We start from the raw sequence: 26,306 nt of genomic DNA on the forward strand, positions 1-26,306 counted from the left end.
CGGGTTTTAGTCATTATTACCGATTATTTTCCGGGTACGATTTTTTCCAGTTGAATTTCGAGCAGCTTCATTAGTTCTGCCCTTTGTACATCTTTAGCGCGAATGCGCATCTCATGCCATCCGGGATGAGCAATGATGGTTCCCACCTCTTCCGACACCACTCCTTTACCAGTACTCACCGGTTTTTCAAACAGGCTCTTATCCATGGTAACAACATAATTGCCACCACCGGCGATATACCTGATCTTTATTTTGTAACTGGCTTTCTCCGTTGTTTTGAATTGCCAGCTTACCGACTGATCCGCATCTTTCCATCCTTCCACATAGAACTTATCTGTTTTTCCATCGCCATACTTCCATCCTTTTCCTTCCAGCTTTCCGTCGAAAGCCAGCAGGCGGGTGAGTTTCACGTCGGGAGCAAGATACATCACAGAATCAGCAGTTGCTTTTCCGGTTGTTTCCAGCACTATCACGGTGTTCACAGAATCAGGAGCATTCACCGGGACAGTTACCTGCAAAACATCTTTCAATTGCTGAACGGGTAATGCGCGTTTTGTGGGATCTGCGAGGAAATAAGCTTTGCTTACTTTCACATTCACTCCGCCGAGTTTTACTTTTTTGTCGGCAGGCCAATCGAATACATGCAGAAAGATTGTATTCTTCTTCTCCGTTATCACGCCCCAGTTCTGCTTCGGCAGCGCAGTGCCACTGCTTCCGTAAATGGATGCACCATTTGTTTTCATCCATTTTCCGATGCCCTGCAATATCTGCTGATCGCGCGTATCGATGGTACCATCTCCTTTCGGGCCGATATTCATCAGCAGGTTTCCTCCGCGTGATGCAGCATTCGCCATCAGCCTTATGAAATGCGAAACCGGTTTATGACTGAGATCATATTTTGAATAACCGTAAGATTCATTGGTAGTGGGAATCGCTTCCCAGTTGCCTGTTACAGGAAAAAATTCTGCAGGCCTGTCGGCTGTATTCTTGTAATCGCCCAACTCCGCGCCGGAGCCACGCACGAGCCTCCCATTCACTACTACAGCAGGATCAGTTTCGCGAATGGCTTTGAGGATCCTGATGTTTTCAGACAAAGGCAGTTTGCTCGGCGTATCGAACCAGAGAATATCAGGATGATATTTATTGAGCAGTTCTTTGATCTGCGGGATCGCTTTTTCATCTACATATTTCTGTGCCTTCGGCAATAATTCCGGATGTACATCGAACCAGTTTACGCCTCCGTGCAATTGTTTATCACCTCCCGGATTGTTGTATTCCCAGTCGTTTCCCGGCGCATCGGGATGCTCCCAGTCGAACGCATGCGAGTAATAAAATCCGAATTTCATTCCGAGCTTTTTGCAGGCTGCTGCGAGCTCGGCCATGGGATCGCGTTTGAATGGCGATTGTTGTATGATATTGAAATCAGACACTTTCGAGTCGAACATCGCAAACCCATCGTGGTGTTTGGATGTGATGATGAAATATTTCATGCCTGCCTGCTGCGCCTGTCTGATCCATTCTTCTGCATTGAATTTTTCAGGATTGAACTGATGGGCCAGTTCGAGATATTCTGCACGACTGATCTTTTCTTTCCGCATCAGGTGTTCGGCATAGCCGCTTACTTTTTGCCCTTTCCATTCACCGCCGGGCAGCGAGTAGATACCCCAGTGAACGAACATGCCGAAGCGGGCATCCTGCCACCAGGCGATGCGTTCATTCAGATTCCTCTGCGATGCAGTCCACCAGCCATTCTTCGCTTCATCGATTGCCTGTTTGTCGCGCATTTTTGCGCGGATCACCAGATCGGTATCTTCGTCGCCTTTGCTTTGTGCTTTCAGATCTGCCCATATGAGGCTGCTGATCAGAGCTGTGGTATAGATGATTGACTTTCTCATTTTTTAGTCAGGGTTTTGGCAGCATGAGTTAATTGTTTGGTTGATCAGTTCAGCCAGATGATGGGATTGCGTACCGGCAGATTGCGGATCACTTCATCCACTTTGGGGAAATGTTCCAACTTTCGCCATGTTCCGAACCATGCCGGCTGATTAAACTGTTGCGCGCCGAACAACAGTGCGGGTTGCGCTACAGGCCAGTTCTCCCAGTACATCACATCCGGCTTCAAAGGCCAGCTGTTTTTGTTTGCAATGAAAGGATGCATGTATGCGATGCCCTTCTGCATATTGCGGCCATCGCTGGTAGTATAGTTCCAGAGATCGTTTTTAGAATCGGATAAGATCTCGCAGGTCATGGTCATGGCATCGAGATTGAACAGCGCATACCCGTATGGTTTAGTGCGTTTCATTTCGCGGGGGAAACTGCCATCGGCAGCCATCTGATCCGGCAGCAGTACGTTCTTGTAGCGATCTCTGCAGAAATCGAGTATCTGCTGATTGCCGGTGAACTTCGCGAATGCAGATACCTGCATCACCCAGCATGTGCCGTGGTTATTGGCTGCATTCATTTCATCCTTCCCGTATTGATGCGTAGTAAGCCATTGCAGGTAGGCTTCGAACCACTTTCTGATCTGATCGATCAGCTCGCGATCCGCGCCGGACACAGTATCCATGCGCATCAGCGCCTGCACCACTTCCAGCAGCTGAATGGTATCGATGATGCCGATGCCACGCCCTGTTGCCCTGCCTTTGATGGCTTGCGCATAGAGCAGGTTCGGATTCATTTTGGTGGCCTCATCTACAAACCATGCTTTGCAATGCAGCAGTGCATGGTTGCGGTATTCGGGGTTTCCGGTGATCAGCCAGGCGGAAGCAAGTGTGCCAACGAGCTGACTGAGACGGATCATTGCATGGCGGTGTGCAGTGAAATTATCAGGATTGGTCATGCCATCTTTCTGCACATAGGGACTATCTGCGGACCGGCTATCGGGCCACCAGTAGTCCCCCTCAGAAAAAAAATCGTGCAATCCTCCTGCACTGCGTGGTGAACTGGAAGCGGTAACTGTAATGGGTTGCTCTTTCAACGCTTTCGCAGCATCGATCAATACCTGCTCACGCAACACCTCGATGGCCTGTTGTTTTATGGATGCATTCGACGCGGGCTGCGTCATAAATTTGAAACTAACTTTTCCGATGGTATTGGGCTTTCCTTTTTCAGCAGCAGAGATCGCGCCCTGCAACTGACCGGCAGCATTGCGGCTTACGTTGATGGTTCGCCAGCTGTAAGATCCTTTTTCGTAATCGAAGGTTTCACCATCATCGTCGTAGAGTTTGTAGACAGCTGGTTTGGTTCCGTAATGTCTTACTTCCAGGACTACCATTTCTCCTTTCGCCGGTGTGTGCAAACGTGGAGCCATCATCGGAATGATGCCACCATCTTTCACATACACAGGAATTTTATCGAGACCGGGAGTAACAGTGATCACTTCTCCATCACCGGCAAGTTCACCGGTGTAGAAATCGTACCATTTTCCTTTGGGCAGAATCACTTTGCGGGTGGTCTGTCCTGCAAAAAGCGGCGCTACCAGCAGGTATTCACCAGCCATGTACTGATCTTTACATTCCTTTGAAAGCGCCTCTGCGTATGGGTTCTGTTCGAGGTTATGATCCACTTTCTCTTCTTTGATCTCCTGAGAGAAACCTTCTTCGAGGTTCATGGCGCGGAACACCGGCGTACCTTCAAAATGATAACGCGCGAAAGAAGAATACCAGTAAGGCATCATCTGCATGCGCAGTTGCGAATATTGTTTCACCTGCTCTGCCACTTCGGGATAAGACCATGGCTTGGTGCCGCTGGCCCATGCGTTGATCATCGCCATAGGTGAGAATACCACCGTCTGGAAACGGCGGAGCCATTCTTCTCCTGATTTGCTGGCGCGTACTTCGGGCGTCCAGAGTACACCTGCAAATCCACTATTGATAAGGGCTGTGATAAAGTCTTCGTGGTTGTAGTAATCGTTGTAGATCACATAAGGGAAGCGGCTGCCGCCTCCGTTGGATGCGCGCACCAGTCCAAATGTGCGCTGATTGAGCTCGCGGTACATATCGGTGCTGTAGCGTTGCATCAGCAGTCCGTAGGTCTGGCGTTCCTGCTCGGCTGCAAGCCCCGAAGGGAAGGTTGCCACATCCGGCCACAGATAATGATCATAGCCATCCACCTCATCTATTTTGTATCCGCTAACGCCGATAGACACCTGATCTTTTTTGAATTGATCGAACAGCAGCTTGCGTGCCTGCGGTGTATTGAGATCGGGCACCGCTCCTACCCAAACCGTGTGAGATCCGGTATAGGGAAGTATCTTTTTGTAAATAGGGCTCGATGGCGATACATATGGATTGATCCACAGATTCAATCGGATTCCCTGTTTGCGCATATCAGCAACAAACTTAGCTGATTGCGGAAAGCGGGTGCTATCCCACTCAAATGTGCAGGGGTAAGATTTGCTCTGCCATCCTGGTTCGAGACCGATGAAATCGAGCGGGTATCCTTTTTCTTCAAACTGATCGGCTTCTTTTTTTACATCATCAGCATTGTACAAACGCTGCACGCGTTGCGTGAAACCCAATCCCCATCTGGGCGGCAGACATCCGCCACCATTATAGAGATTGAAACGACGAACAGCATCGAGGGTATTGGGGCCACCAAATACATAGATCTCCACTCCTGCTGCCGGAACCAGAATTTCCACTGCATCGGAATACGGACGCGCCTGCCAGCTTTTATCGAGATTACGGTCTCTGGCTTCCGGCGGATTTTTGCTATCCTTTCTCACCGCCGATCCTGCATATACATTCAGATAGCGGGCTGAGTTGATGAATACGCCATAGCCCTGGCTGCTCACATAGAACGGAGTAGGCGCATGATTTCTGCCATTGTCTTTTCCGCCGAAGTGATCGACATGCAGTTGTAAGATCTTTCCGCGCTGATGCACTGTCTGAAAATTCAGTCCGAAGCCATACAGCTGCTCCTGTTTTGCAAGCGGAAAACGCAGATAGGTTTTTCCATCGCGCACAAAAGCGTTGATCTCTGTTTGTGGCAAAGGAAATTTCGCATTGCTCATCTTACCTAATGCAGCTGCATTGGGTGTTGTGCCTGCGGCATTCAATAAGTTATAGGCTTCGGGTTTGCCGATTACGGCTTTCCATACGCCGGGAGCTACCTGCTGAAACATAGGCTGCTGGCTGAATGCAGCCAGCTGAACAACCAGCAGAACAAGAACGGAGAGATATCGTGAAAACATTTTCATACCAGATTATTTAGGAACAACAGTGTAGGTTTTGCCTTTTACTGTAGGGAATTCAATCACATATTCAGTTACGGTTGCAAGTGGTGTAATGGCAGATTTGTTCACCACTTCGTAAGGAGGTAATCCGTATGCGGTGTTAAGCATATTCGCATTTTCACCGGCAGCTGGTTTTGCATTCACTTCCACTACTTTCACAGGGATGGTGGTGCGGATTCTGCAATTGCCTCCTGATCCCGAAAGAATGGTGGCCTTAGCCAGCTTTCCATCTGCCCAGTTGATGGACAAAGTGAAATTGCCTCTGGCTTTGATTCCGCGTACAGATCCTGTAGGCCATGCAGCAGGAAGCGCAGGCAGCAGGCTGATGCGGCCATCATGGCTCTGCAGCAGCATTTCAGTCATGCCCGCAGTTGCACCATAATTGCCATCGATCTGAAACGGAGGATGCGCATCGAAGAGATTGGGATAGGTTCCGCCACCGCCCATCACTTCCCGCACTTCGCGGGGATTGATGTAGGTGAACGCATCGCTGAGTATTTTGTATGCATGTTCTCCATCCTGCAATCTCGCCCACCAGTTCACCTTCCATGCCATCGACCATCCTGTACTCACATCACCTCTGTGAATAAGGCTTTGCTTTGCAGCTGCCGCCAGTTCCGGTGTGCGGTTCAGAGTGATCTGACTTCCGGGATACAATCCAAACAGATGTGAAAGATGGCGATGCTTATCGGTCGGCTGATCCCAGTCTTTGAACCATTCCTGCAACTGGCCATACTGGCCGATATGATAGGGATAGAGTTTTGCTTTTGCTGCAACGAGTTTTGCTTTGAAACCTGCATCGGTCTTCAACAGATCCGATGCTGTGATCAATGCTGTGAACAGTTCTCTGATGAGCGACATATCCATAGTGGTGGCCATGCTCACCTGATATTCCTGTCCGTCTTTCTTCAGCGTATTCTCCGGAGAAGTAGAAGGATTGGTGATGAGGAAACCACTCTGCGGATCATTGATGAGCCACTGCAACTGAAACTGTGCGGCGCCTTTCATGAGCGGATACGCGGTCTCTCTCAGAAATTTCAGATCACCTGTGTAGAGATAATGTTCCCAGAGGTGCGTGCTGAACCAAACACCGGCCATCGGCCAGCAACTCCAGCGGGGCATGCCTTTCTCGTCCCATTCCCATCCGCCGGGTGGCGATGTCTTAGCCCAGAGATCGGAGTTGTGGTGCACCGTCCAGCCTTCGTTGATATTGTAATTCACCTTTGCTGTTACTGCACCGTTTATTGAAAGCTCTTTGATGAAATTGAACAATGGCTGATGACATTCGGAGAGATTGGTATTCTCTGCAAGCCAGTAGTTCATTTCTGTATTGATATTGGTGGTGTAGTTGCTGCCCCATGGTGGCTGCACATGCTCGTTCCAGATGCCCTGCAGATTGGTAGGTCTCGATCCCGGACGTGATGCCGCAATCATCAGATACCTTCCGAACTGATAGTAGAGAGATTGCAGTGCATTATCACCCTTATGAGAAACAAATTGCTTCAAACGCTCATCTGTAGGCTGTTTCAGCAGCTCATCATTCTTACCGAGATTAAGTTGAACACGTTTGAAGAGCGACTGATAATCGTTCACATGCAGTTTCTTCAAATGATCGAATGGCAGCGGAAATACCTTGGTCATATTGGACCTGGCTTCGACAGTTGGATTTTTTCCTTCCGATACCGGTGAGCGATTGAATCCGTTGAAACTGGTTGCTTCTGTGAGATAGATCACTGCAACATCGGCATTGCTTACTTTCAGTTGATTGCCCTCGGCATACACTGAACCACCATTGGTTGTTACTCTCACCTGAATTTCGAAGGTCATGCCCTCTCCTTTCGGATCATCGGCATACTCCACCTGTTTCGGTTCGTATGGACGATTGGCAACAAACTTCGGCGCCTTTCCCTTCAACACCAGCAGGTTGGCTGGATCTGTACTGGTTTCGAAATGCAGCTTACTGGTGAGCCCCACGTTGAAATTCAGTGCACCTTTCTTGTTGGCTGAAATGCGCACCACCATTGTTCTTGAAGGAAAACTCACGAATGTTTCTCGGGTATACGCCACGCCGTCTTTTGTATAACGAACAGTAGAAATGGCGTTATTGAGATCGAGATCGCGATAATACTGAGTGGCTGTAGAATCTTTGTGATTGAACTCCAGCCAGAGGTCTCCGAGCGGAAGATAACGAGCAGAATAGGGTCCCTGCATTTTTTTCCAGAGAGCCGCTGCTTTGAGATAGTCTCCATCAAACACTGCCTGTCTTACCTGTGGCAAAACAGTTGGGCCATTGGGATTATTGCCGGGATCGGGAAATCCGCTCCAGAGCGTATTGTCGTTAAGCTGATAATGTTCTTTCTGCACGCCACCGAAAACCATGGCGCCGGTTTTTCCATTGCCCAGCGGAAGAGCTTCTTCCCAGGCAGTAGCCGGTTGATTGTACCAGAGCTTCAACGCAGGATCCTGCTGCGCTGCAGCACCGAGTGCAGAAAAAATAAAAAAGGATAGAACGAAGTGTTTCATGAGCGTATGATTATTTAACCAAACGATGATCAAATGCTGATGCATCATTAGAATTCTATAAATGCCGAAGGCACTGTTTCAACCGTTGCACTGACTACAGATTTTCCGCCATTCGTTTTTACACGGATAATGGCTCTTCCATTATAGAGTTGCACATAGTTTGAACCGGAAGATGTTCCGAGGTTATCGATCAGCTTGCCATCTCCTGCCAGTTTGAAACGGATCCAGTTGGCTGCATCCAGACAATTGACGCCGCTTGCATCGAGCAGGTTGGCTTCGAGTGTAACAACCCCGTCGCGTTCTGAAACTTTCTGCAGGCTGAGCTTTGCAGGCTTGCTCCATTTCTCTGTCTGATAACGGAATGAAACAGTATCTGCAACAGTGATCTTTCCTTTCTTAGCGATTACACGAATTTCATTCTGACCCTTGCTGAAAACGGCCGTCCACCTGAGTCCCGCTGCAGGGAAATCCTGACTGCTGCGTTTTTTCACTCCCAGACTTTTTCCGTTGAGGAAGAGTTCGGCTTCATCGCAGTTCGAATAAACCTTGATCATTTTTTCTTCTCCTTCGGCACCCCATCTTACGGGCCAGTTATGTCCGTAGATATGCGCCATTGGAGTGGTTGTCCAGTATGATTGAAAAACGTAGTAGGCTTCTTTCTTAGTGAAGTCGCGCTCCACCACTCCTTTTTGATTCATGTAAGGCACAGGGTTATCCGGACGAACAGGCGTAGAGAAATCTTTGAACGGCCATTGTGCTGTGCCGGTGAGCCAGCTCATGGTTTCCTGTTCTTTCAGATGCCAGTCTACGAGATTGCAGATATAAGACTCGCTCCAGTCCCCATCTTTTGAAACGCGCGCTGCGCCGCCATAGAGCGATGCATCACCTGCGCGCTCATCTGCGCCACCACCTGATTTTATTTTTATCAAAGCATTATCCGGACTTTCAGAATGACGGCCTGCATGAGAATCACCGCCCCACTCCACGTGCAGAAAATGTTTCACGCGTTTCATTTCCATTTCCGACACGGACTTGTATTCCGTATAGATCCCGCGATACCAACCTGCCCAGATCGAAGGAGAATACACATCCACAATGTCTTTACAGAAATCGCATCGGCGGATGGCCGTCTTGCGTGTAGGATCAAGTTTATGGCTGAGGTCATTGAGTTCGCTCATGAAAGCACGGATCAGTTCCTTATCGAAAGTGGGAAAATCGCCGGGCCAGTCGTTCTCATTGCCCAATCCCCAGAGGATTACTGCAGGATGATTGTAATGCTGTTCAATCATATTCACCAGCATCCGGCGTGCCTGATCTTTGTAAATATTTCCTCCGAGACCGCCGCGGCACCAGGGAATTTCTTCCCATACAAGAATACCGAGACTATCGCAGAGATCAAGTATGATGCGGCTTTGCTGATAATGGCCGAGTCGGATGAAGTTTACACCCATCTCCTTCATCATCACCATTTCTTTGCGCATCATGTCTTCCGTCATGGCAGCAGCAACGCCGGCATGATCTTCATGACGATGCGTACCGCGCAGCAAAAGCCTCTTTCCATTAAGCATGAATGGTCCATTCTCCACAAACTCAAAATGACGGAAACCAACTTTGCTGATTTCTTTTGCTTCACCAGCGGAAGATTTCACAACAGCTTCTACGGTGTACAACACCGGCGTTTCGGTTGTCCATACACGCGGTTTCCTGATCTCGAAATTGGCGATTTGCTGATCTCCTGTTGCTGATACATTCACTGATTTTTGCTGAACCAGTTTACCAGAAGGATCGATCAGTTTCAGTTCAACAGTCGCATCATTTATTCCGGCTGGATTGTAGAAACGCGCTCTCACACTGAGTTTCCCGGTCTTACCATCTTTATCTGTTTCTGGCAGCACAAAGAGTTTATCTACACTCAGTGCAGGTGTATATACCAGATTAAGGTAACGATAGATACCTCCGTAAATATTGAAATCAGACAAACTGGAAGGGATCATTTCCAGATCTCTTGAATTGTCTGTACGGATTGAAATGGGAATCTTTCCCTTGAATTGTTTTATGCAAACAGAGTCTTTTTGAAACTTCGCCACTGCCTCTGTGATATCGGCAGTGAACTCATCATAACCACCAACATGTGTTGTGATCAGCGTGTTGTACACGTACACAGAGGTTTTCTGTCCTGAGCCTTCGAAATGCAGCAGGGTTCTGCCATTGGCGTAAGGATTACTGATAACCATTTGCGTGCGATACCAAGCCGGACCCTGATAATAATTCTGATCAGGATCTACACCATCGATGGCATTCACGCAATGTGGCAATGTTACCGTTTGCCAGAGCGGCACACTTTCAGGATTACCTTTGCCCACCGGGCGAACTGCCTCCCAGATACCTCCGAGATCCTGTCTCAGGAACTCCCATTGATTAGTTAAACGTGTTACCTGTTGTGCAGCGGCGGGGATGCTGCATATCAGCAGTGTCATCCCCATCAAAAAGTGCCTGTTCATGCTTACTTATAGGTTTTCATTTACGTACTCAGTTGCTGTGAAGTCCCCAGTAATTTTTGCGGCCGTATGTAGCTACAGGTTTTACTGTGAGATCTTCCGGTGTCGATCCGGTGAAGATGGTCACTTCTTCGCCTTTTTTGAGGTCGATAGCAGTGATGCCATTTTTAGTTTCAATATGGAATGCACGGGCTCCTTTCGTTCTGATTTTTCCATTCCATCCGGTTCTGATGCGGCAGGGCGCACCTGCTTTGCTTTTGATGCGGATGAAACTGGTTTGTCCGTTCTTTCTAACAGCGCTTACTTCAAATCCCCCCTGCGCAAGCAGTTTATCGAATGATGCATCTTTCCATGTATCAGGCACAGCCGGAAAAACACGGATGATATCTCCCCAGCTCTGCAACAGCATTTCATTGATGGAAGTTACGGCAGACAGCGGTGTTTCAATCACAGGACCGGCTTCGAGATACATGGTATTGGGCTTGATGGCAAACCGGCCTTTATCGAACATATCATTCAGCAGCTGTAAAGATTTATTGCCATTGCCCATAGTGGCGTAGATGCTGGCAGCACCGCTGTAGCTGTATCCGCGCCAGGCGCTGTTATTGTTTTCCCACTGTTCGAGGGATGTTCTGATCAGTTTTTGATTTTCCGGCTGCTCCCAGTTGATCTCGTGCAAAGGATAGATCATCAGCAGATGCGAGTAATGCCGGTGAGAAAGCGTAAAGCTGGCGTCGCGGCCGATCTTCAGTCCGTATTCGTCCTGCGGATATGGTGTGAGGTCTCTTAGCACTGTACTCCATTGCTCAGCAGTGTTATCCTTCAAATTCAGTTGCCCGTTGATGAAGAGCAGCGTTTTGCATCCCCAGCGAAGCAGCGACAGATCGTAATTGGCATCGCGTGTAACACCTTTGGGATATTCGGGAGAATAGGTGTAAGGAAGATGGAATTTGCCATCCGACTCCTTTTCCATGATGTTCAGATAATATTGTATGCTGCGTTTCAGTACGGGAAAAAGTTGTTGCATGATGCGTGGATCACGCGTGTACTCATAAGCCTGCCAGCAAACGTGCAGCAGCCAGGTGAGATTTCCCAGTTCGAGTGAAGCAGACCCGCTGTTATTGCCGGTGCTGTCGTTTCCTTTCACCACTTTAATGCCGCCGGTCATTTCGTAAGGCCCTGAACGGCCCAATGCTGCTGCATTGTGGCGATATTGCTCCGGCGCATTGTTTGCGAGATTATCGAGATGAGTGGTCACCATGTTCAGCAATGGAATAGCCAGATCGATCTGATTGGAACTGAATACGGGGTAATAGGTAAGCTGAATATTGAGGTTCCACCAGTACTTCGGCCATGGAGTGATGCGATACCATGGGCCCATTAGATCGATGGGATAATTGTTCCGGCCGGTAGCTGCATTCAGTTTGTATTGCTGCGTATACCAGAAACTTTGCAGCCGTGCATCAGGGATTGAAATAAAACTTCTGGTTGCTGTCTCCTCAGATATCTTCTTGTGTTCTGTCCAGATATTTTTGATGCTGTTCTGTGTAAGTTGGAGCAATGGCCTAACTGCCAGATTTTGTGAATGGCCATCCGGATACGAATTGGCGATAGTCACCGCCAGCAATTGTTCATCCTCAGCTTTCAACTGTTTCCATGCGGTAGTATAATTGCCCCCTACCAGCAAAGGTTGAATGTAGAAATGAAGATCTCCGCTAACAGAATCCCTTCCCGGAGGGTTGGGCTGATACGTTCCGGCTGAATCGCGCAAAGTGGCAAAGGGACTTTTGGATGGCTCAGGTTTCCACTCCCAGTTAAAAAGCCCGTCTGTACTGGTTTGTGTGGCAAATAACATTGCCTCTACAGATTTCGCAGCAATTGCTCTGAGCCGGATACTTCCCTTTTCTGTAGTGATGGTTCCGGTCAGTTCTGCACCAAGCAGATGGAGTTCTAATTTGATATGGGTGATGGGGCTGCTGGAATTGAGGAGGAACTTCCCGATGGGCAGGCGGCATCTTCCCAGTGAAGGATTGATGCCTTCGCGATGGTCCACCACATCAGTACGGCCGAGATCGAATCTGATGGAATTGGCAGATTCCCGATAGATCATCACTCCCAGCAATCCGTTTCCGAGGGGAACACCCTCTTCCCATTTGGTGCTGAGACTGTCCCATACCATGTTTTGATCCACCATAAAACTCTGCCACCCGGCTTTATTCAGCTGGGCGAAGGAGAATTTTGAAAGCAATAAAGTGAGCAGAAAAAAACAGAACCTTGCCATCGTATTATTTTGAATAAGTTACTTCCCTGAAATGCTGGATGGAAAAGCTTGTGGTTTTGCAATAGCGGGAAGTACTGACGAATATCAGCTGTACGCCCGCCCAGGCAAGGGATGGGAATGCCGGTGTAAAAGCAGGGCAGATCTTTTTCATACAGCAGTCGCAATTTAGGTGAATGAGAACAAACTTTTCCGGCTTCAGTAACCCGTCGAAAATCAATACCGGAAAAGGTTTAAATTTAGTCTGTTGCAAGATAAGTTACTATTTAATTGAGCAGATTTGCTGCAATTGCCATTGTAGTAAACTATTTTGGCAATGGGTATTATTATATCCCAAAATGTATGAATATTGAGGTTAGAAAATCCTGAAACACTGCATGAAAATGAGCCACAGATATTGCTTTGCGCTTGATCTCAAAAATGAACCCGATCTCATCATTGCATATGAGACTTACCATCAGGCGGTGTGGCCTGAGATCATTACATCTATAAAGAATTCCGGTATTGAAGATCTGCAGATCTATCGTGTGGAGAACAGACTGTTCATGATCATGGAAGTGAACGAGCATTTTTCGTTCGAAGAAAAAGGAAAAGCCGATGCAGCAGATCCGGTGGTGCAGAAATGGGAGACGCTGATGTGGAATTATCAGCAGGCGCTTCCCACTGCAAAGCCCGGAGAGAAATGGATGCTGATGAATAAAATATTTCAACTCTAAACCCACCCATACATGGCGATTGCTTCACCCACACAACAAACCAATATCAGCGCAGGCACAGGAAAGAAACTGCTGCTTCCATTTATTCTGGTAACCAGTCTTTTCTTCCTTTGGGGATTTGCATACGGATTATTGGATGTTCTCAACAAGCATTTTCAAGAGGCATTGAACATCACCAAAATGAGGTCCACTCTATTACAGGGAGCCTATTTCGGGGCTTACTTTCTGATGGCTCTACCAGCAGGATGGGTAATGAAAAAGCGGGGATACAAATTTGGGATTATCATGGGACTTTGCATGTATGCCTTGGGAGCATTGCTCTTCTACCCTGCTGCTGTAGTAAGAAACTTTGACTGGTTCCTGATCGCATTGTTTATCCTTGCAGCCGGATTGACCTTTCTTGAAACGGCTGCGAACCCCTATGTTACTGTATTGGGTCCCCCATCAAGCTCTACCTTCAGATTAAATCTTTCACAGTCTTTCAATGGAGTTGGTTCATTCTTCGGACCTATAATCGGAGGAAAGCTGTTCTTTAATGAAGGCGGCAACACTGGTGGTGACCTTTCCAATGTGAGTTTTGTTTATCTGGTGATCACATTTGTGGTGCTGGCAATAGCGCTGATGTTTTATCTCACCAAACTTCCTGAAATCAGAGAAGAAGGAGAAACAGCAGGGAACAATTCAGTCCCTGTGAGAAAACTCTGGTCTTATTCTCATTTCACATGGTCAGTTGTTGCTCAATTCTTCTATGTTGCCGCACAAGTAGGCGTAGGAGCTCTGTTCATCAATTATGCTACTCATTACGGAAAAGATATTACGAATGCACAGGCAGCCTATTTACTTAGCATAGCGTTGCTGCTGTTCACCATCGGTAGATTTGTCGGAACTGCACTCATGAAAAGGATTCCAGCTAATGTATTGCTGACTGTGTATGCTATCATCAATATTTTGCTTTGTGCGGTTATTGTGTATATGCCCGGACAAACGGCGGTGTACGCATTAATGGTTGTATTCTTCTTTATGTCAATCATGTTCCCTACAATTTTCGCACTGGGAGTAAAAGATCTGGGAGCTCATACCAAAAGGGCATCAGGTTTTATCATCATGTCAATTGTAGGCGGCGCATTAGTTCCACCTGTGATGGGATTGATTTCAGAGAAATCACTTGCCACCTCTTTTATCGTACCGCTTCTCTGTTTCGCAGTAGTAGCGTTATTCGGATGGAAAGGATACAAAGTGAAGTCTGTGTAACAAAGGCTACTACATAGCAGTTCAATAACAACATCATACTAATTTCAGGCTTACATCAAATACATATCATGTTCTCATTACAAAACAAACAGGCAGTAATCACAGGCGGCGGAAGCGGAATCGGAAGAGCAATCGCCACCCTGTTTGCGAAACAGGGCGCTACTGTGCACATCATCGAACTGAGCGAAGCGAGTGGCGCCGATGCACTGCAAGCCATTACCGACGCAGGTGGAAAAGCATTCGTGCATGCCTGCAACGTAACCAGTCAGCAGGAAGTATTGCAGACATTCGAAAAGATCGGACCACATCATATTCTCGTGAACAATGCCGGCATTGCGCATATCGGCAAAGCCGACAACACACAGGAAGCCGACTTCGACCGTGTAATGAACGTAAACGTGAAAGGCGTGTACAACTGCCTCTACTCCTCCATTCCACAGATAAAAGCTGCCGGTGGCGGCGTTATCGTTAACATGGCCAGCATCGCTGCATGGGTTGGATTGGCAGATCGTTTTGTGTACTCCACTGCAAAAGGCGCTGTAATGGCAATGACCCTTTCCGTAGCCAAAGACTATATCAAAGACAATATCCGTTGCAACTCCGTATCGCCTGCAAGAGTGCATACGCCGTTCGTGGACGGATTCCTCAAAAATAATTACGCGGGTCAGGAAGCAGAGATGTTCGAAAAACTCTCCAAGACCCAGCCCATCGGCCGCATGGCGCATCCCGATGAAATCGCGGCGCTGGTGCTGTATCTCGTGAGCGATGAAGCAGGATTCATCACCGGTTGCGATTATCCTATCGACGGTGGTTTCATTAAACTGAACAACTGATGCGCGTTGCCCTATTTGTTCCCTGTTATGTAGATCAGTTCTATCCCAATGTGGCCATCGCAACCATGCAGCTATTGCAGAATCTGGGAGTGGACGTGGATTTCCCCGAACAGCAAACCTGTTGCGGGCAACCCATGGCCAACGGAGGATTTGAAGATTATACCGCAGGATGCAACAAGAATTTCATCCGCAGCTTCACTGGTTACGATTATGTGGTGAGCCCATCCGGCAGCTGTGTGCTGCATGTGAAAGATCATTTACACGATGCATCCAACGAAGCAGCAGCTACCACTGTTCGCACGCGTGTATACGAGCTTTGCGAATTTCTCACAGACGTGCTGAAAGTAAAACAACTCGATGTATCGTTCCGCGGAAGAGTGGCGCTGCATCAGGGTTGCCACGGACAACGCGGCTTACAGCTCGGCAGCAGCAGCGAACGCATGCTTCCGTTTTTTTCCAAACCCATGCAATTGCTGCAAATGGTGAAGGATATCGAAATGGTTCCCCTGCTTCGTGGCGATGAATGCTGCGGATTCGGCGGAACTTTCTGTGTTACGGAAGAAGCAGTATCTGCAGCTATGGGTAATTCAAAGATCAGCGACTACATGCAACACAATGCTCAGGTGCTTACCGGTACCGACATGAGTTGCCTCATGCATCAGGAAGGTTTGATCAGAAGACAGCGACTCCCCATCAGGGTTTTGCATATTGCAGAGATACTTTGCGGCAACAGTTAAGATTTAGCAGCATGTCATTCACTCATACATCACATCCCAAAGCAGCGGCAGAATTTGTGCAGAACACCAACCGGATGAACTGGCACGATGAAGCCCTCTGGTTCATCAGAACCAAGCGGGATCGCATTGCTCAGACAGTTCCCGACTGGGAATTGCTTCGCCAGCAGGCTTCTGAGATCAAAGCACATACGCTCTCGAAACTAGATACCTACCTGCAGCAATTCGAAGAAAATGCCATTGCCAACGGCGTTACCGTACACTGGGCAGCCGATGCCGCAGAGCACAACGCCATTGTATTGAAGCTGCTGCAAAAAGTGGGCGCTACAAAAATTGTGAAAAGCAAGAGCATGCTCACAGAAGAATGCCACCTCAATCCCTTTCTCGAAAAGCAGGGCATTGAAGTGGTGGATACCGATCTCGGTGAACGCATTGTTCAACTGAGGAACGAACCACCGAGCCATATTGTTCTTCCTGCCATCCATATTAAAAAAGAAGAAGTGGGTCAGTTGTTCCATGAACACCTCGGAACAAAAAAAGGATCTGCAGATCCGCAATACCTCACCAATGCTGCGCGCGAACACCTGCGTCAGAAATTTCTGGCAGCCGATGCCGCCATCACCGGCGTTAATTTCGCTGTCGCAGAGACGGGTGGTTTTGTGGTGTGTACCAACGAAGGCAATGCAGACCTCGGCGCACATCTGGCCAAACTGCATATCGCCTGCATGGGCATCGAGAAAGTGATTCCGCAGACAAAGGATCTCGGAGTTTTTCTGCGATTGCTGGCACGCAGTGCAACGGGACAGGCCATCACCACTTATTCCAGTCATTTTGTAAAACCCGCGCCGGGCGCAGAAATGCACATAGTGATCGTAGACAACGGTCGCAGTACACAGCTCGGCAGAGAAGACTTTCGCAATTCGCTGAAGTGCATCCGATGCGGTGCGTGCATGAATACCTGTCCGGTTTACCGCCGAAGCGGCGGACATAGCTACCACAATGCCGTTGCCGGTCCCATCGGTGCGATACTCGCTCCGAATATCGACATGAAAGAATACGCCGATCTTCCCTTCGCATCTACGCTCTGCGGCAGTTGCACAGATGTATGTCCGGTGAAGATCGATATCCATAATCAGCTCTACAAATGGCGTCAGGTGCTCACGCGCGAAGGCCATGCACCGGCAGCCAAGAAAGCGGGAATGAAGATGATGGCTTCCGTACTGGCCAGTCCGAAAAAATTTTCGTTCTCCGGAAAGATGGCCCGCAGAATGCTTCGCTGGTTCCCCAAACTCGCCGTGAACGGCACACTCAATCCATGGGGCCGTCAGCGCGAGCTTCCTAAGGTACCCGATCAGAGTTTCAGAGAATGGTACAAACAACATAAAAAAGAAACGAAGTGAGCAGGCAATCCATACTCGAAGCTATCCGTAAGAATAAGCCCGAAACCATTGCGGCGCCTGCGCCCTATAGTTCGGTTAAATCTGATACAGATACCATCACTGCATTCAGAACATCCGTTGAAAGAGCGGGAGGAACAGTGCAGCAGTTAAGCAGCAGGAACGAGATCGCAGCAGCAGTGCAGCAACATTATCCGCAGGCCAGTATCGTTGCAGACTTTGTGCATCATCCCAGCAACAGCCATCAGAATCTGTTGCACGATGCTGCCAGTATCGAAGTAACGGTCCTCGAAGGACAACTCGGTGTAGCCGAGAACGGCGCCATCTTTCTGCACGAATCGGATTGTGTGAACAGGGCGCTGCCTTTCATCACACATAATCTTGTACTGGTGCTGGACAAAAGCAAACTGGTACATGATATGCACGATGCATATGCCACCATCGATACCATGAAAGAAGGATTCGGTGTATTTATTGCCGGTCCGTCAAAAACTGCCGATATTGAGCAGTCGCTCGTAATCGGCGCACACGGCGCAAAGAGCCTGCTGGTATTGCTGGCATAACAAATACGTAAACATTCTCAAAAAATAATCTACATGAAACTGATCAGATTCGGAGAGCCAGGCAAAGAAAAACCGGGCGTTGTGATCAACAATAAACGTTATGATGTAAGCCATCTGGTGAAAGAATTCGACGAAGATTTCTTTGCAGGCAACGGCATTCAGTTGTTGCAGGATGCATTGAGCAAAAACCCAACACTCACAGAAGTGGCGGACAATATCCGCTGGGGATGCCCTGTGCACAGGCCTTCCAAGATCGTATGCATTGGTCTCAACTATGCAGACCACGCCAGAGAAAGCAATATGGAGCCTCCCAAGGAGCCGGTAGTATTCTTCAAATCTACCAGCGCAATCGTTGGCCCGAATGATCCGCTGGTGATTCCACGCAACAGCACCAAAACCGACTGGGAAGTAGAACTCGGTGTAGTGATCGGAAAGAAAGCCAGCTATGTGGAAGAAGCCGACGCACTCGACCATGTGGCCGGATACTGTCTCCACAACGATTACAGCGAACGCGCATTCCAGCTCGAAAGAGGTGGACAATGGGTGAAAGGCAAAAGCTGCGACACCTTCGCTCCTATCGGACCATGGATCGCTACCAAAGACGAAGTGGCCGACGTGCACAATCTTCGTTTGTGGCTCTCCGTGAATGGAAAGATGATGCAGGACGGCAACACCAGCAACCTCATTTTCAACATCCCATTCCTGATACATTATCTCAGCCAGTTCATGACCCTCATGCCCGGAGATGTGATCTCCACAGGAACCCCTGCAGGCGTAGGTCTCGGCCAGAAGCCGGAACCATGGTACATCAAGCCGGGTGATGTAATGGAACTGGGCATCGACGGACTCGGCACCAGCACTCAGACCGCACAGGCATGGAAACCATAAGTCAGCTATTCTTTATTCAAAAATTGTTACGCTATGGATCTCCAGTTGCAAAATAAAGTGATCCCCGTTACAGGGGGCGCCAAAGGAATCGGTGAAGGCATTGCGCTTGTACTTGCAAAAGAAGGCGCTATTCCTGTGATCATCGGAAGAAAAGCTGCCGATAACCTGAAAGTGGTGCAGGCCATCGAAGCCGAAGGAGGAAAAGCATGGCAGGTGGAAGCGGAACTCACCGATCCTGCATCGAGCGAAGCCGCCATCAAAGCCATCCTCGAAAAATTCGGCCGCATAGACGGACTGGTGAACAATGCCGGAGTGAACGATGGTGTAAACCTCGAACACGGCAGCTACGAAGCATTCATGGCTTCTCTTCACAAGAATTTAGTGCATTATTATCTTATGGCGCACTACGCATTGCCGGCACTGAAAGCCAGCAAGGGCGCCATTGTGAATATTAGTTCGAAGACAGCGGAAACCGGACAGGGCGGCACTTCTGCCTATGCAGCCTCCAACGGTGGCCGCAACGCGCTCACGCGCGAGTGGGCAGTAGAATTGCTGCCATATGGCATCCGTGTGAACGCCATTGTAGTAGCCGAATGTTATACGCCGCTCTACGAAACCTGGATCAAAAGCCTGCCCAATCCCGAAGAAAAACTGGCCAGCATTGTGCAGAAGATCCCGCTGGGCAATCGCATGACAACGGCCGAAGAGATCGCCAACACCACCGCATTCCTGTTATCGGAACGCAGCAGCCATACCACCGGCCAGCTGATTCATGTGGATGGCGGTTATGTGCATCTCGACAGATCACTCTGATGAGCATGCTGCAATGAAGCCACAATGATGGTATCTTGCGCTGAATAAAACTGAATGGTATGCAAATGATCCGCACAGCAATCTGTTCTTTCGGAATGAGTGGAAAGGTTTTCCATGCTCCTTTCATCGACCTGCATCCGGGCTTTCAGCTCTATGCAGTATGGGAAAGAAGCAAAAAAGCCGCAGCAGCAATCTATCCCAACATCATCAGTTACGACAGCTATGAAGCCATGCTGGCAGACAGCAACATCGATCTGGTGGTAGTGAACACGCCGAATGTAACGCATTACGAACATGCTAAACAGGCACTGCTGGCTGGCAAGCATGTGGTAGTGGAAAAACCATTCACAGCAACAGTAGCCGAGGCTTTCGAGCTGGAGCAACTGGCCGACAAACAGGACAGGATCATTTCTGTTTATCACAACCGCCGGTTCGACAGCGGATTCAAAACATTGCAACGCATCATCGAAAGTGGTGTACTGGGCGAGATCAAGGAAGCAGAGTTCCATTTCGACAGATACAACCTCAATATCAGTCCCAAGTTGCACAAAGAAACCGCTGTGAAAGGAACGGGTATCGTGTACGATCTCGGATCGCATATCATCGATCAGGCCTTAACGTTATTCGGAATGCCGGAAGCAGTATTTGGCGATATTCAGATACAACGCAGCATTTCGCAGGTAGACGATTACTTTGAGATACTGCTCTTCTACCCTCATATGCGTGTGCGGCTCAAAGGTGGTTATCTTATTGTTGAACCTGTGCCTGCGCATGTATTGCATGGCACCAAAGGATCTTTCCTGAAATCACATGCCGATGTGCAGGAGGCTATGCTGATTGCGGGTCACAAGCCCGAAGGCAGCGACTGGGGTACCGAACCGGCATCAGCAAAGGGTTTGCTCGTGCTCATGGAAAACGGACAACCGAAGAAAGAGCTTGTGCCTTCCGAACAGGGCAATTACATGGAATTCTATGATGGCCTGTACAATGCCATCAGCTCAAATATTTACGACGGACATTTTGTGCCTGCCGGCGACGGCGCCAATGTGATCCGCATCATTGAAGCGGCCTACCAGAGCCGCGACGAAAAAAAGATCGTAGAACTATAAACAAGCAGCAATGAAACCTGTATTCTCCATCCTTGCATTGAGCAGCATGCTCGGTCTGTACTCCTGCGCAACAGCGCAACCTGCCCGCAAATCGGCGCCGGTAGTGATGCTCGATTATTATTTCAACAACGAGTACAAGAAAAATGCAGCAGGCGAAATGGCGCGCTGGCATTATACCTGGGAAGACAAAGCCAGCAGCGGCTTCAGCATGTGGGGAGATCGTTTCCGTGCCGCTGGTGCAGTAACGGATTCATTGTCTGTTGCACCAACCGCAGACAATCTTGCAAGAGCAAATGTGTACATTATCGTAGACGCAGATACTGAAAAAGAAACAGCGAAACCGAATTACATTCAATCGGCAGATATCGAGAACATCGTTGCATGGGTAAAGAAAGGTGGCGTACTGGTGATGCTCGCAAACGATAGCGGCAATGCCGAATTCAAACACTTCAATGATCTCAGTACAAAATTCGGCATCCGTTTCAATGAAGACAGATATCATCTCGTATTCAACAACCAATACGAACAAGGAGCTTTTGCAGTTCCATCGGGACATGAATTGCTGCCCAATGCAAAGAAGATCTTCCTCAAAGAGCTGAGCACGCTTACAGTGGAGAAACCAGCCCGTTCTATATTCACCGATAACGGCCATGTGATTATGGCGGTAGCTAAATACGGTAAAGGCACGGTGCTCGCCATCGGCGATCCATGGGTGTACAATGAGTATATCGATGGAAAGAAATTACCGGCTGAGTATGAGAATCCGCAGGCAGCTACAGATCTGGCGAACTGGTTGCTGAAGCAGGTTAGAAAATAATTTCAAAATCGCCATAATTCTACTCAACGTCTAAACAAACTTCGTCGATTAGTTATAAAAGAAATACAAGGACCTGCTAATTTCTACAAAAATTTGGAATAAGCTATAACCCTAATAAAGTCTCCGAGTTAAGGCCTGAATTCAATAAACACAAAGTGTTTCCATCACTTTCTGAATAAGCCACCTTAATATCTAAGGGCAAGCTTTGGGCGTTGTTATTAACCGCCGATAAAATTGACGAAATTTCACCCTCATTTACCTTCTTTTTTGAACTTACAAGTAACAACAGCCCACGTTTAAATTCTTCCTCTTGACAAATTGCATTCAAAAGTTCGGAACCGAAATTTGATATTTCGCTGACTAACAACTCAGTATTATTCGCTTTAAGGATGTAATTATTTTCCATTCCTTGAGTAAAAGAATAATTCTGAGGCTTGATTGTAATCAACACTATCGGGCTTTTTAAAAAAATCAGGCATAGTATCTTGAAATAGTAGTCCTCTACATCCTTCAACTCCAGAACTGTATCATGTCCAGTATGAACATAAATAATATCACCTTTATCATTACTTTCTATATATTTCATCATGCTTATTAATTTTTGATTTCAACAATTTTTTCACCTACTGTCTCCCCGACATTAGAACCAATAATGGCACCTCCTATTCCTCCTACAATACTTCCAATAAACCCTCCAACGACTGTGCCAACCGGGCCAATAAAAGAGCCAATAAAGGCGCCAGTAGCACCTCCGCCCTTAGCCCCTATCCAAGCACCTCCCCAACCTCCGGCAACTTTAGTTGAAACAACTATTGTATTATCTCCACCTATTTACTGTCTTTTTAACCGTGAGTAATCTACCGAGATCATCATAAGTAAATTTGGTAACGATCACATGAGACTGTGCATTAGGAGCAGCCTTTTCCTGTTTTTGTACTATCACAAGAGGTTTTCCATTCCAGGCATACTGCGTTGTCACAACATCCACACCATTGGTGATATTTTGTGACCTGGTTTGTATCACATGGTCTTTGGAAAACTTAGGATATCATCAAATTATTTCTTGATAGAGTTGGCAGTCACATTGCCACGTATAAGAATCTTAATTCTTTAACCTGGTATTGCAAGTTTTGTAAATACTATTATGGCGATAATCGGAACAACAATTAAACAAACAACCTTAAGTACGTTACTGACGGTTCGGAAATTCATTCCACTTTTCCTTTCAAGAATAGCAGGGCCATTTTTTTTGTAATACAGCAAGTAAACTAAATATTGAAAAAGTAGGAGCAACGGTAATAACAAAAGCTTTCTCTGTCCATAACTAAAAGCTTCACCGAAAGGGCCTATTGAAAATCCCACAAAATATCTTAGAAGGGAATAAAGGAAAACAACGTGTATTATTAATGTTAACCCCACAACGGCAGCAGCGGTCGAAATAGATTCAAACCCCTTTCTCCATTTTAAAAAAGTATAAAAAAAACAAAATATGAAATTGTACATATGTACTAAAGTATCTGCGTGCTCGTCTCCGCGCTTCTTTTTCACTTCCTGGTTGCACTCTTAAATCCATCTAGCCTAAGTCCAATATTTACATATATCTCAACAATTTTAGGTGAGCACGTTCCTAAATTGCCAATTACCGCAAAAGGGGCATTGTCCCAATGTGTAAAATTATCTTTCATATCAAGTGAATCATATTTTGAAGACGTTTTTATCTTAATTCTTTTTCTCTTAATCTCGCCAAGACGAGTAAACAAGGAGTTTTTTCGTAAGTCGCCACAACACACATAGTCCATACCATTGATCTCGATTAATCCTGAGCAATCGTTTGGCAAATATTCAGACCATTGTTCTGGGACAATAACAAGCGACTCATAGCTGGTATTGCGTGTTATTTGGAGAGAGAAGTAGTATAATTCTTTAGGAAAACGAATATGTAACGAATCTGCTTCAGTAATCGCAGTTAACAAATCCATTAAACACGTATCTGGCTTATATCGTTCAAATTTAAATTCTGAGATTTCATTATTCAAATTCTTTATCTTCTCTTGTGCCTTGCAATTGAAAGAGAAAGAAACTAATAATAGCAAGCAGGGTATATTTATTATTAGTCTTAACATTTAATCAAAATTAACATTAATTACTTGTTTTCTTTTTCCGTGGGAACGTAATAATTACAGGTTCCATCGCGTCTTTTTTCGTACTTCCAGAGTAAGGCGTGTAAGTGCCATCTGAAGGTGTATAGATACTAAATTTTAAATAACAGTAATGCAGATGCTAAACCACTAAATTATTTGGCAAATAAAACTCCTCCCAAGCCCATTACCTCGTCTCTTTTTCATTATGTTTCTCGGGAACCTGCTTGCTGATTTTGGAGAAAGAAAACCCATATCTCTTTCGCTATATCACACCATCCTCTGCTGTAATAGAAAACCACAAAACCTTCATCCAGCCCACATTTTAACAATTTCCCACAGCCGATTCCTGCATGTTTTCGTTAGATTCATATAAATTATCACTAATACATTAACCATTATCACATGAAACTATCTGGAAAACTGAAATTCACCGGCAGGTTCGGTGATCTCATCAGCTACAAACGAAATGGAAAACATTGTCTGCGCAGCATGCCTGAGCATGTATCACAAACTGATTCTACACGTAAGGCAGCGAAGGCATTCGGAGATGCGAGCCATACCGGCAAGCTCATAAGACAGGCATTAGCGCCATACCTGAAAGGAAAGAAAGATGGCAGTCATGTAAACCGCCTGAACAAAAAACTCATCGAAGAGGGCGTAGAAGGATTACGCGGTTTTCGTTTCAATCAGCAAACCCGCATAGCAAATTTCGTATCCTCCCATATATTAGATGCTGACAATATCCTCCGCATCAGATACATCATACCTCCCAGGCTTTTGCGTGTTACGCATATGGAGATCAAACTCATTGCCATGAGGCTTGATCTGGCAACAGGCAAAGTGAATAACCTCAGGGAGCAGGCTTTTACTCATGAATTTACAGCAAAGCACGAAGATCAGCCACTGGAAAATCCCCTGATATTCGATGCGAATGTTCCCGGCAAAGGCACACTGATGGTAGTGTTGCAGGCCAATCCTTATCAGGGCAAATATCCTTTGTACGATAAACGATTCCACTGTACTGAGATCATCAAGGTAGAAGTACCACCAACTGATACGCTCAGCAATAAACAGCGTAGACAACTTCGTTACCAACAACGTCAGCAACAGCAGCAAAAACAACAGGCAAATCAACCTGCCTCAAACGCAGTACTGGCACAATATTCGCGGCAATCTGATAGTGAAGAAAGCATGCAACAGTTGCCTGATTCAATACGCGACCAATTATCTCACGATACTCGTCTGAAAGAACAAAGGGAATAGCACATTCCTTTCTTTCAGCACTTCGTTGAATAATTAAGCGAAGAATTTTATGATGAACTGATTTAATTTTTCTCTCCGGAGCAAGCCTCCGCGAACCCTTATTATCTCAACCATCGTTTTTTGATCAATTCCACTCCAAATCTCTCCGAAATGTTATTGTACTCACCATCCATTTTACTCCACCAGATGCTGTATGCATCATGCTACTGCAAAGCAGTTCTTCCAAACACCTCCGAAAAGATGTTCACCTCAATTCCAGCTCACTTCCAGATCAAGTCCACGTCATATCCACGTTGATCCGGACCTCACTCAGACCTTACTCCCTCCTTACTTCGTTAGTGCTTCGACTCCTATCCATGGTCTATCTATGGTTACACCAAGGTCTGTCCATGGTTTATCCGTACGCAATTCATGATTGCTGTATGTGAATCTCTTTATGGTGCCAGATACGCCCCATCCACCGCATAATATCCTCCTGTTACAAAACTCGCTTTCTCAGAACTGAGCCAGAGCACCAGCTCTGCTACCTCTTCAGGTTTGCCCAACCTTCCGATAGGATGCAAAGTGGCCAGCGCTTTCATCTTTTCTTCAGGGAGCTTATCAGTCAATAAAGGTGTTTCGATGAAGCCGGGGCCTACAGCCACCACACGTATGCCTTTGGAAGAGTATTCGATAGCAGCAGTTTTTGTAAGACCCACCACACCATGCTTCGCAGCTACATAAGCAGGAGAACCTGCAAAACCCACCTGCCCAAGAATGCTGGCCATATTGATGATCACACCTCCTTTGTTCAGCAACATGGCGGGTATCTGATAGCGCATGCCATAAAATACACCACTGAGATTGATGGCAATCACTTTATCCCATGCATCGATGGGATATTCACCTGTGGGTGCCGCGAGGCCGCCAATGCCTGCATTGTTGCATGCGATATCGACCTTGCCGAACTTCGCAACCGCTTCCTGGACTATCTTTTCATTGTCCCCTGCTTTGGAAGAATCTGCTTTAATGAAATGCGCCTGCCCATTGGCTTTGAGGATAGCATCCACTGTGGCCTGGCCACCTTTTTCGTCGATATCCGTTACAATAACGGAGGCGCCATTCGCTGCATACAATTCTGCAATGCTGCGTCCGATGCCTGATCCGGCACCGGTTACGATAGCTGTTTTCTTGCTGAGTAAACCCATAAAAAATGTTTTTTGATGATCAAAACATGGTCAGGGTTTATCGAAGGGATTATGCTTGT

Annotated in this window: 20 protein-coding genes; 11 read left to right on the forward strand and 9 right to left on the reverse strand. The window is 47.1% G+C overall.

Going from position 1 to position 26,306, the window contains the following annotated elements; all coding sequences use genetic code 11:
- Positions 1-23 precede the first annotated feature (23 nt).
- The 6 genes from HHL16_RS15070 to HHL16_RS15095 are packed head-to-tail and all read right to left on the reverse strand — an operon-like array spanning position 24 to position 12,689.
- Positions 24-1,895 (reverse strand): alpha-L-fucosidase, encoded by a 1,872-nt coding sequence (locus tag HHL16_RS15070; RefSeq protein WP_169426009.1) that lies wholly within the window; start codon positions 1,893-1,895, stop codon positions 24-26.
- 44 nt (positions 1,896-1,939) lie between these two features.
- The gene (locus tag HHL16_RS15075) at positions 1,940-5,200 is read right to left on the reverse strand and encodes an alginate lyase family protein (RefSeq protein ID WP_169426010.1); all 3,261 of its coding nucleotides are present in this window, start codon (positions 5,198-5,200) and stop codon (positions 1,940-1,942) included.
- 6 nt (positions 5,201-5,206) lie between these two features.
- Positions 5,207-7,759 carry a glycoside hydrolase family 95 protein gene (locus tag HHL16_RS15080; RefSeq protein ID WP_169426011.1) on the reverse strand — a complete coding sequence of 851 codons (2,553 nt, stop codon included), beginning with the start codon at positions 7,757-7,759 and terminating at the stop codon, positions 5,207-5,209.
- A gap of 47 nt (positions 7,760-7,806) precedes the next feature.
- Complete coding sequence (locus tag HHL16_RS15085; RefSeq protein ID WP_169426012.1) at positions 7,807-10,260, reverse strand: glycoside hydrolase family 2 TIM barrel-domain containing protein; 2,454 nt, start codon at positions 10,258-10,260, stop codon at positions 7,807-7,809.
- Positions 10,261-10,288: 28 nt separating this feature from the next.
- Positions 10,289-12,538, reverse strand: a complete 2,250-nt coding sequence (locus HHL16_RS15090) for a glycoside hydrolase family 95-like protein (protein WP_169426013.1) — start codon at positions 12,536-12,538, stop codon at positions 10,289-10,291.
- Between the two features lie 4 nt (positions 12,539-12,542).
- On the reverse strand, positions 12,543-12,689 hold the full coding sequence (locus HHL16_RS15095) for a hypothetical protein (RefSeq protein ID WP_169426014.1): 147 nt from the start codon (positions 12,687-12,689) through the stop codon (positions 12,543-12,545).
- Positions 12,690-12,918: 229 nt separating this feature from the next.
- Between HHL16_RS15095 and HHL16_RS15100 the strand changes: the two genes are divergently transcribed.
- The 10 genes from HHL16_RS15100 to HHL16_RS15145 all read left to right on the forward strand — a co-directional run bounded on the left by HHL16_RS15100 (position 12,919) and on the right by HHL16_RS15145 (position 21,656).
- Complete coding sequence (locus tag HHL16_RS15100) at positions 12,919-13,251, forward strand: L-rhamnose mutarotase (protein WP_240966178.1); 333 nt, start codon at positions 12,919-12,921, stop codon at positions 13,249-13,251.
- Between the two features lie 12 nt (positions 13,252-13,263).
- A complete protein-coding gene (gene fucP / locus HHL16_RS15105; RefSeq protein ID WP_169426016.1) occupies positions 13,264-14,502 on the forward strand; it encodes an L-fucose:H+ symporter permease in 1,239 nt (412 codons plus the stop codon).
- A 68-nt stretch (positions 14,503-14,570) separates the two neighbouring features.
- Positions 14,571-15,335 carry an SDR family oxidoreductase gene (locus HHL16_RS15110; RefSeq protein ID WP_169426017.1) on the forward strand — a complete coding sequence of 255 codons (765 nt, stop codon included), beginning with the start codon at positions 14,571-14,573 and terminating at the stop codon, positions 15,333-15,335.
- Positions 15,335-16,072, forward strand: coding sequence for a (Fe-S)-binding protein (locus tag HHL16_RS15115; RefSeq protein WP_169426018.1), 738 nt, complete (start codon positions 15,335-15,337; stop codon positions 16,070-16,072). The genes HHL16_RS15110 and HHL16_RS15115 overlap by 1 nt, the downstream gene beginning before the upstream one ends.
- Positions 16,073-16,083: 11 nt before the next feature.
- Positions 16,084-17,469, forward strand: a complete 1,386-nt coding sequence (locus HHL16_RS15120; protein WP_169426019.1) for a lactate utilization protein B — start codon at positions 16,084-16,086, stop codon at positions 17,467-17,469.
- Complete coding sequence (locus tag HHL16_RS25055) at positions 17,466-18,029, forward strand: LUD domain-containing protein (RefSeq protein WP_169426020.1); 564 nt, start codon at positions 17,466-17,468, stop codon at positions 18,027-18,029. Before HHL16_RS15120 ends, HHL16_RS25055 begins: the two co-directional genes overlap by 4 nt.
- A 33-nt stretch (positions 18,030-18,062) precedes the next feature.
- Positions 18,063-18,917 (forward strand): fumarylacetoacetate hydrolase family protein, encoded by an 855-nt coding sequence (locus HHL16_RS15130; RefSeq protein WP_169426021.1) that lies wholly within the window; start codon positions 18,063-18,065, stop codon positions 18,915-18,917.
- Positions 18,918-18,950: 33 nt separating this feature from the next.
- On the forward strand, positions 18,951-19,730 hold the full coding sequence (locus HHL16_RS15135; RefSeq protein WP_169426022.1) for an SDR family oxidoreductase: 780 nt from the start codon (positions 18,951-18,953) through the stop codon (positions 19,728-19,730).
- A 59-nt stretch (positions 19,731-19,789) separates the two neighbouring features.
- Positions 19,790-20,839, forward strand: coding sequence for a Gfo/Idh/MocA family oxidoreductase (locus HHL16_RS15140; protein WP_169426023.1), 1,050 nt, complete (start codon positions 19,790-19,792; stop codon positions 20,837-20,839).
- Between the two features lie 10 nt (positions 20,840-20,849).
- Positions 20,850-21,656, forward strand: coding sequence for a DUF4350 domain-containing protein (locus HHL16_RS15145; RefSeq protein WP_169426024.1), 807 nt, complete (start codon positions 20,850-20,852; stop codon positions 21,654-21,656).
- A gap of 103 nt (positions 21,657-21,759) precedes the next feature.
- Here the strand turns inward: HHL16_RS15145 and HHL16_RS15150 are convergent, their stop codons facing one another.
- Both HHL16_RS15150 and HHL16_RS15155 read right to left on the reverse strand, forming a co-directional pair.
- A complete protein-coding gene (locus tag HHL16_RS15150; protein WP_169426025.1) occupies positions 21,760-22,245 on the reverse strand; it encodes a hypothetical protein in 486 nt (161 codons plus the stop codon).
- Positions 22,246-23,200: 955 nt separating this feature from the next.
- Positions 23,201-23,779 carry a hypothetical protein gene (locus HHL16_RS15155; RefSeq protein ID WP_169426026.1) on the reverse strand — a complete coding sequence of 193 codons (579 nt, stop codon included), beginning with the start codon at positions 23,777-23,779 and terminating at the stop codon, positions 23,201-23,203.
- Between the two features lie 420 nt (positions 23,780-24,199).
- On the opposite strand from HHL16_RS15155, the gene HHL16_RS15165 reads away from it, so the two are divergent.
- A complete protein-coding gene (locus HHL16_RS15165) occupies positions 24,200-25,060 on the forward strand; it encodes a hypothetical protein (RefSeq protein ID WP_169426027.1) in 861 nt (286 codons plus the stop codon).
- A gap of 434 nt (positions 25,061-25,494) precedes the next feature.
- Here the strand turns inward: HHL16_RS15165 and HHL16_RS15170 are convergent, their stop codons facing one another.
- Positions 25,495-26,247: a glucose 1-dehydrogenase gene (locus HHL16_RS15170; RefSeq protein ID WP_169426028.1), complete on the reverse strand. Its 753-nt coding sequence runs from the start codon at positions 26,245-26,247 to the stop codon at positions 25,495-25,497.
- Positions 26,248-26,306 lie beyond the last annotated feature (59 nt).

This window comes from Pseudoflavitalea sp. G-6-1-2 (genome assembly GCF_012927185.1).
Classification (GTDB): Bacteria; Bacteroidota; Bacteroidia; order Chitinophagales; family Chitinophagaceae; genus Pseudobacter.

Coding starts and splice junctions, on each gene's coding strand:
- HHL16_RS15075 (WP_169426010.1), bottom strand. CDS start 5,200: ATGAAAATGTTTTCACGATATCTCTCCGTTCTTGTTCTGCTGGTTGTT.
- HHL16_RS15110 (WP_169426017.1), top strand. CDS start 14,571: ATGTTCTCATTACAAAACAAACAGGCAGTAATCACAGGCGGCGGAAGC.
- HHL16_RS15080 (WP_169426011.1), bottom strand. CDS start 7,759: ATGAAACACTTCGTTCTATCCTTTTTTATTTTTTCTGCACTCGGTGCT.
- HHL16_RS15150 (WP_169426025.1), bottom strand. CDS start 22,245: ATGATGAAATATATAGAAAGTAATGATAAAGGTGATATTATTTATGTT.
- HHL16_RS15135 (WP_169426022.1), top strand. CDS start 18,951: ATGGATCTCCAGTTGCAAAATAAAGTGATCCCCGTTACAGGGGGCGCC.
- HHL16_RS15145 (WP_169426024.1), top strand. CDS start 20,850: ATGAAACCTGTATTCTCCATCCTTGCATTGAGCAGCATGCTCGGTCTG.
- HHL16_RS15165 (WP_169426027.1), top strand. CDS start 24,200: ATGAAACTATCTGGAAAACTGAAATTCACCGGCAGGTTCGGTGATCTC.
- HHL16_RS15090 (WP_169426013.1), bottom strand. CDS start 12,538: ATGGCAAGGTTCTGTTTTTTTCTGCTCACTTTATTGCTTTCAAAATTC.
- HHL16_RS15100 (WP_240966178.1), top strand. CDS start 12,919: ATGAGCCACAGATATTGCTTTGCGCTTGATCTCAAAAATGAACCCGAT.
- HHL16_RS15120 (WP_169426019.1), top strand. CDS start 16,084: ATGTCATTCACTCATACATCACATCCCAAAGCAGCGGCAGAATTTGTG.
- HHL16_RS15130 (WP_169426021.1), top strand. CDS start 18,063: ATGAAACTGATCAGATTCGGAGAGCCAGGCAAAGAAAAACCGGGCGTT.
- HHL16_RS15115 (WP_169426018.1), top strand. CDS start 15,335: ATGCGCGTTGCCCTATTTGTTCCCTGTTATGTAGATCAGTTCTATCCC.
- HHL16_RS15140 (WP_169426023.1), top strand. CDS start 19,790: ATGCAAATGATCCGCACAGCAATCTGTTCTTTCGGAATGAGTGGAAAG.
- fucP (WP_169426016.1), top strand. CDS start 13,264: ATGGCGATTGCTTCACCCACACAACAAACCAATATCAGCGCAGGCACA.
- HHL16_RS15170 (WP_169426028.1), bottom strand. CDS start 26,247: ATGGGTTTACTCAGCAAGAAAACAGCTATCGTAACCGGTGCCGGATCA.
- HHL16_RS15155 (WP_169426026.1), bottom strand. CDS start 23,779: ATGTTAAGACTAATAATAAATATACCCTGCTTGCTATTATTAGTTTCT.
- HHL16_RS15085 (WP_169426012.1), bottom strand. CDS start 10,260: ATGAACAGGCACTTTTTGATGGGGATGACACTGCTGATATGCAGCATC.
- HHL16_RS15095 (WP_169426014.1), bottom strand. CDS start 12,689: ATGAAAAAGATCTGCCCTGCTTTTACACCGGCATTCCCATCCCTTGCC.
- HHL16_RS15070 (WP_169426009.1), bottom strand. CDS start 1,895: ATGAGAAAGTCAATCATCTATACCACAGCTCTGATCAGCAGCCTCATA.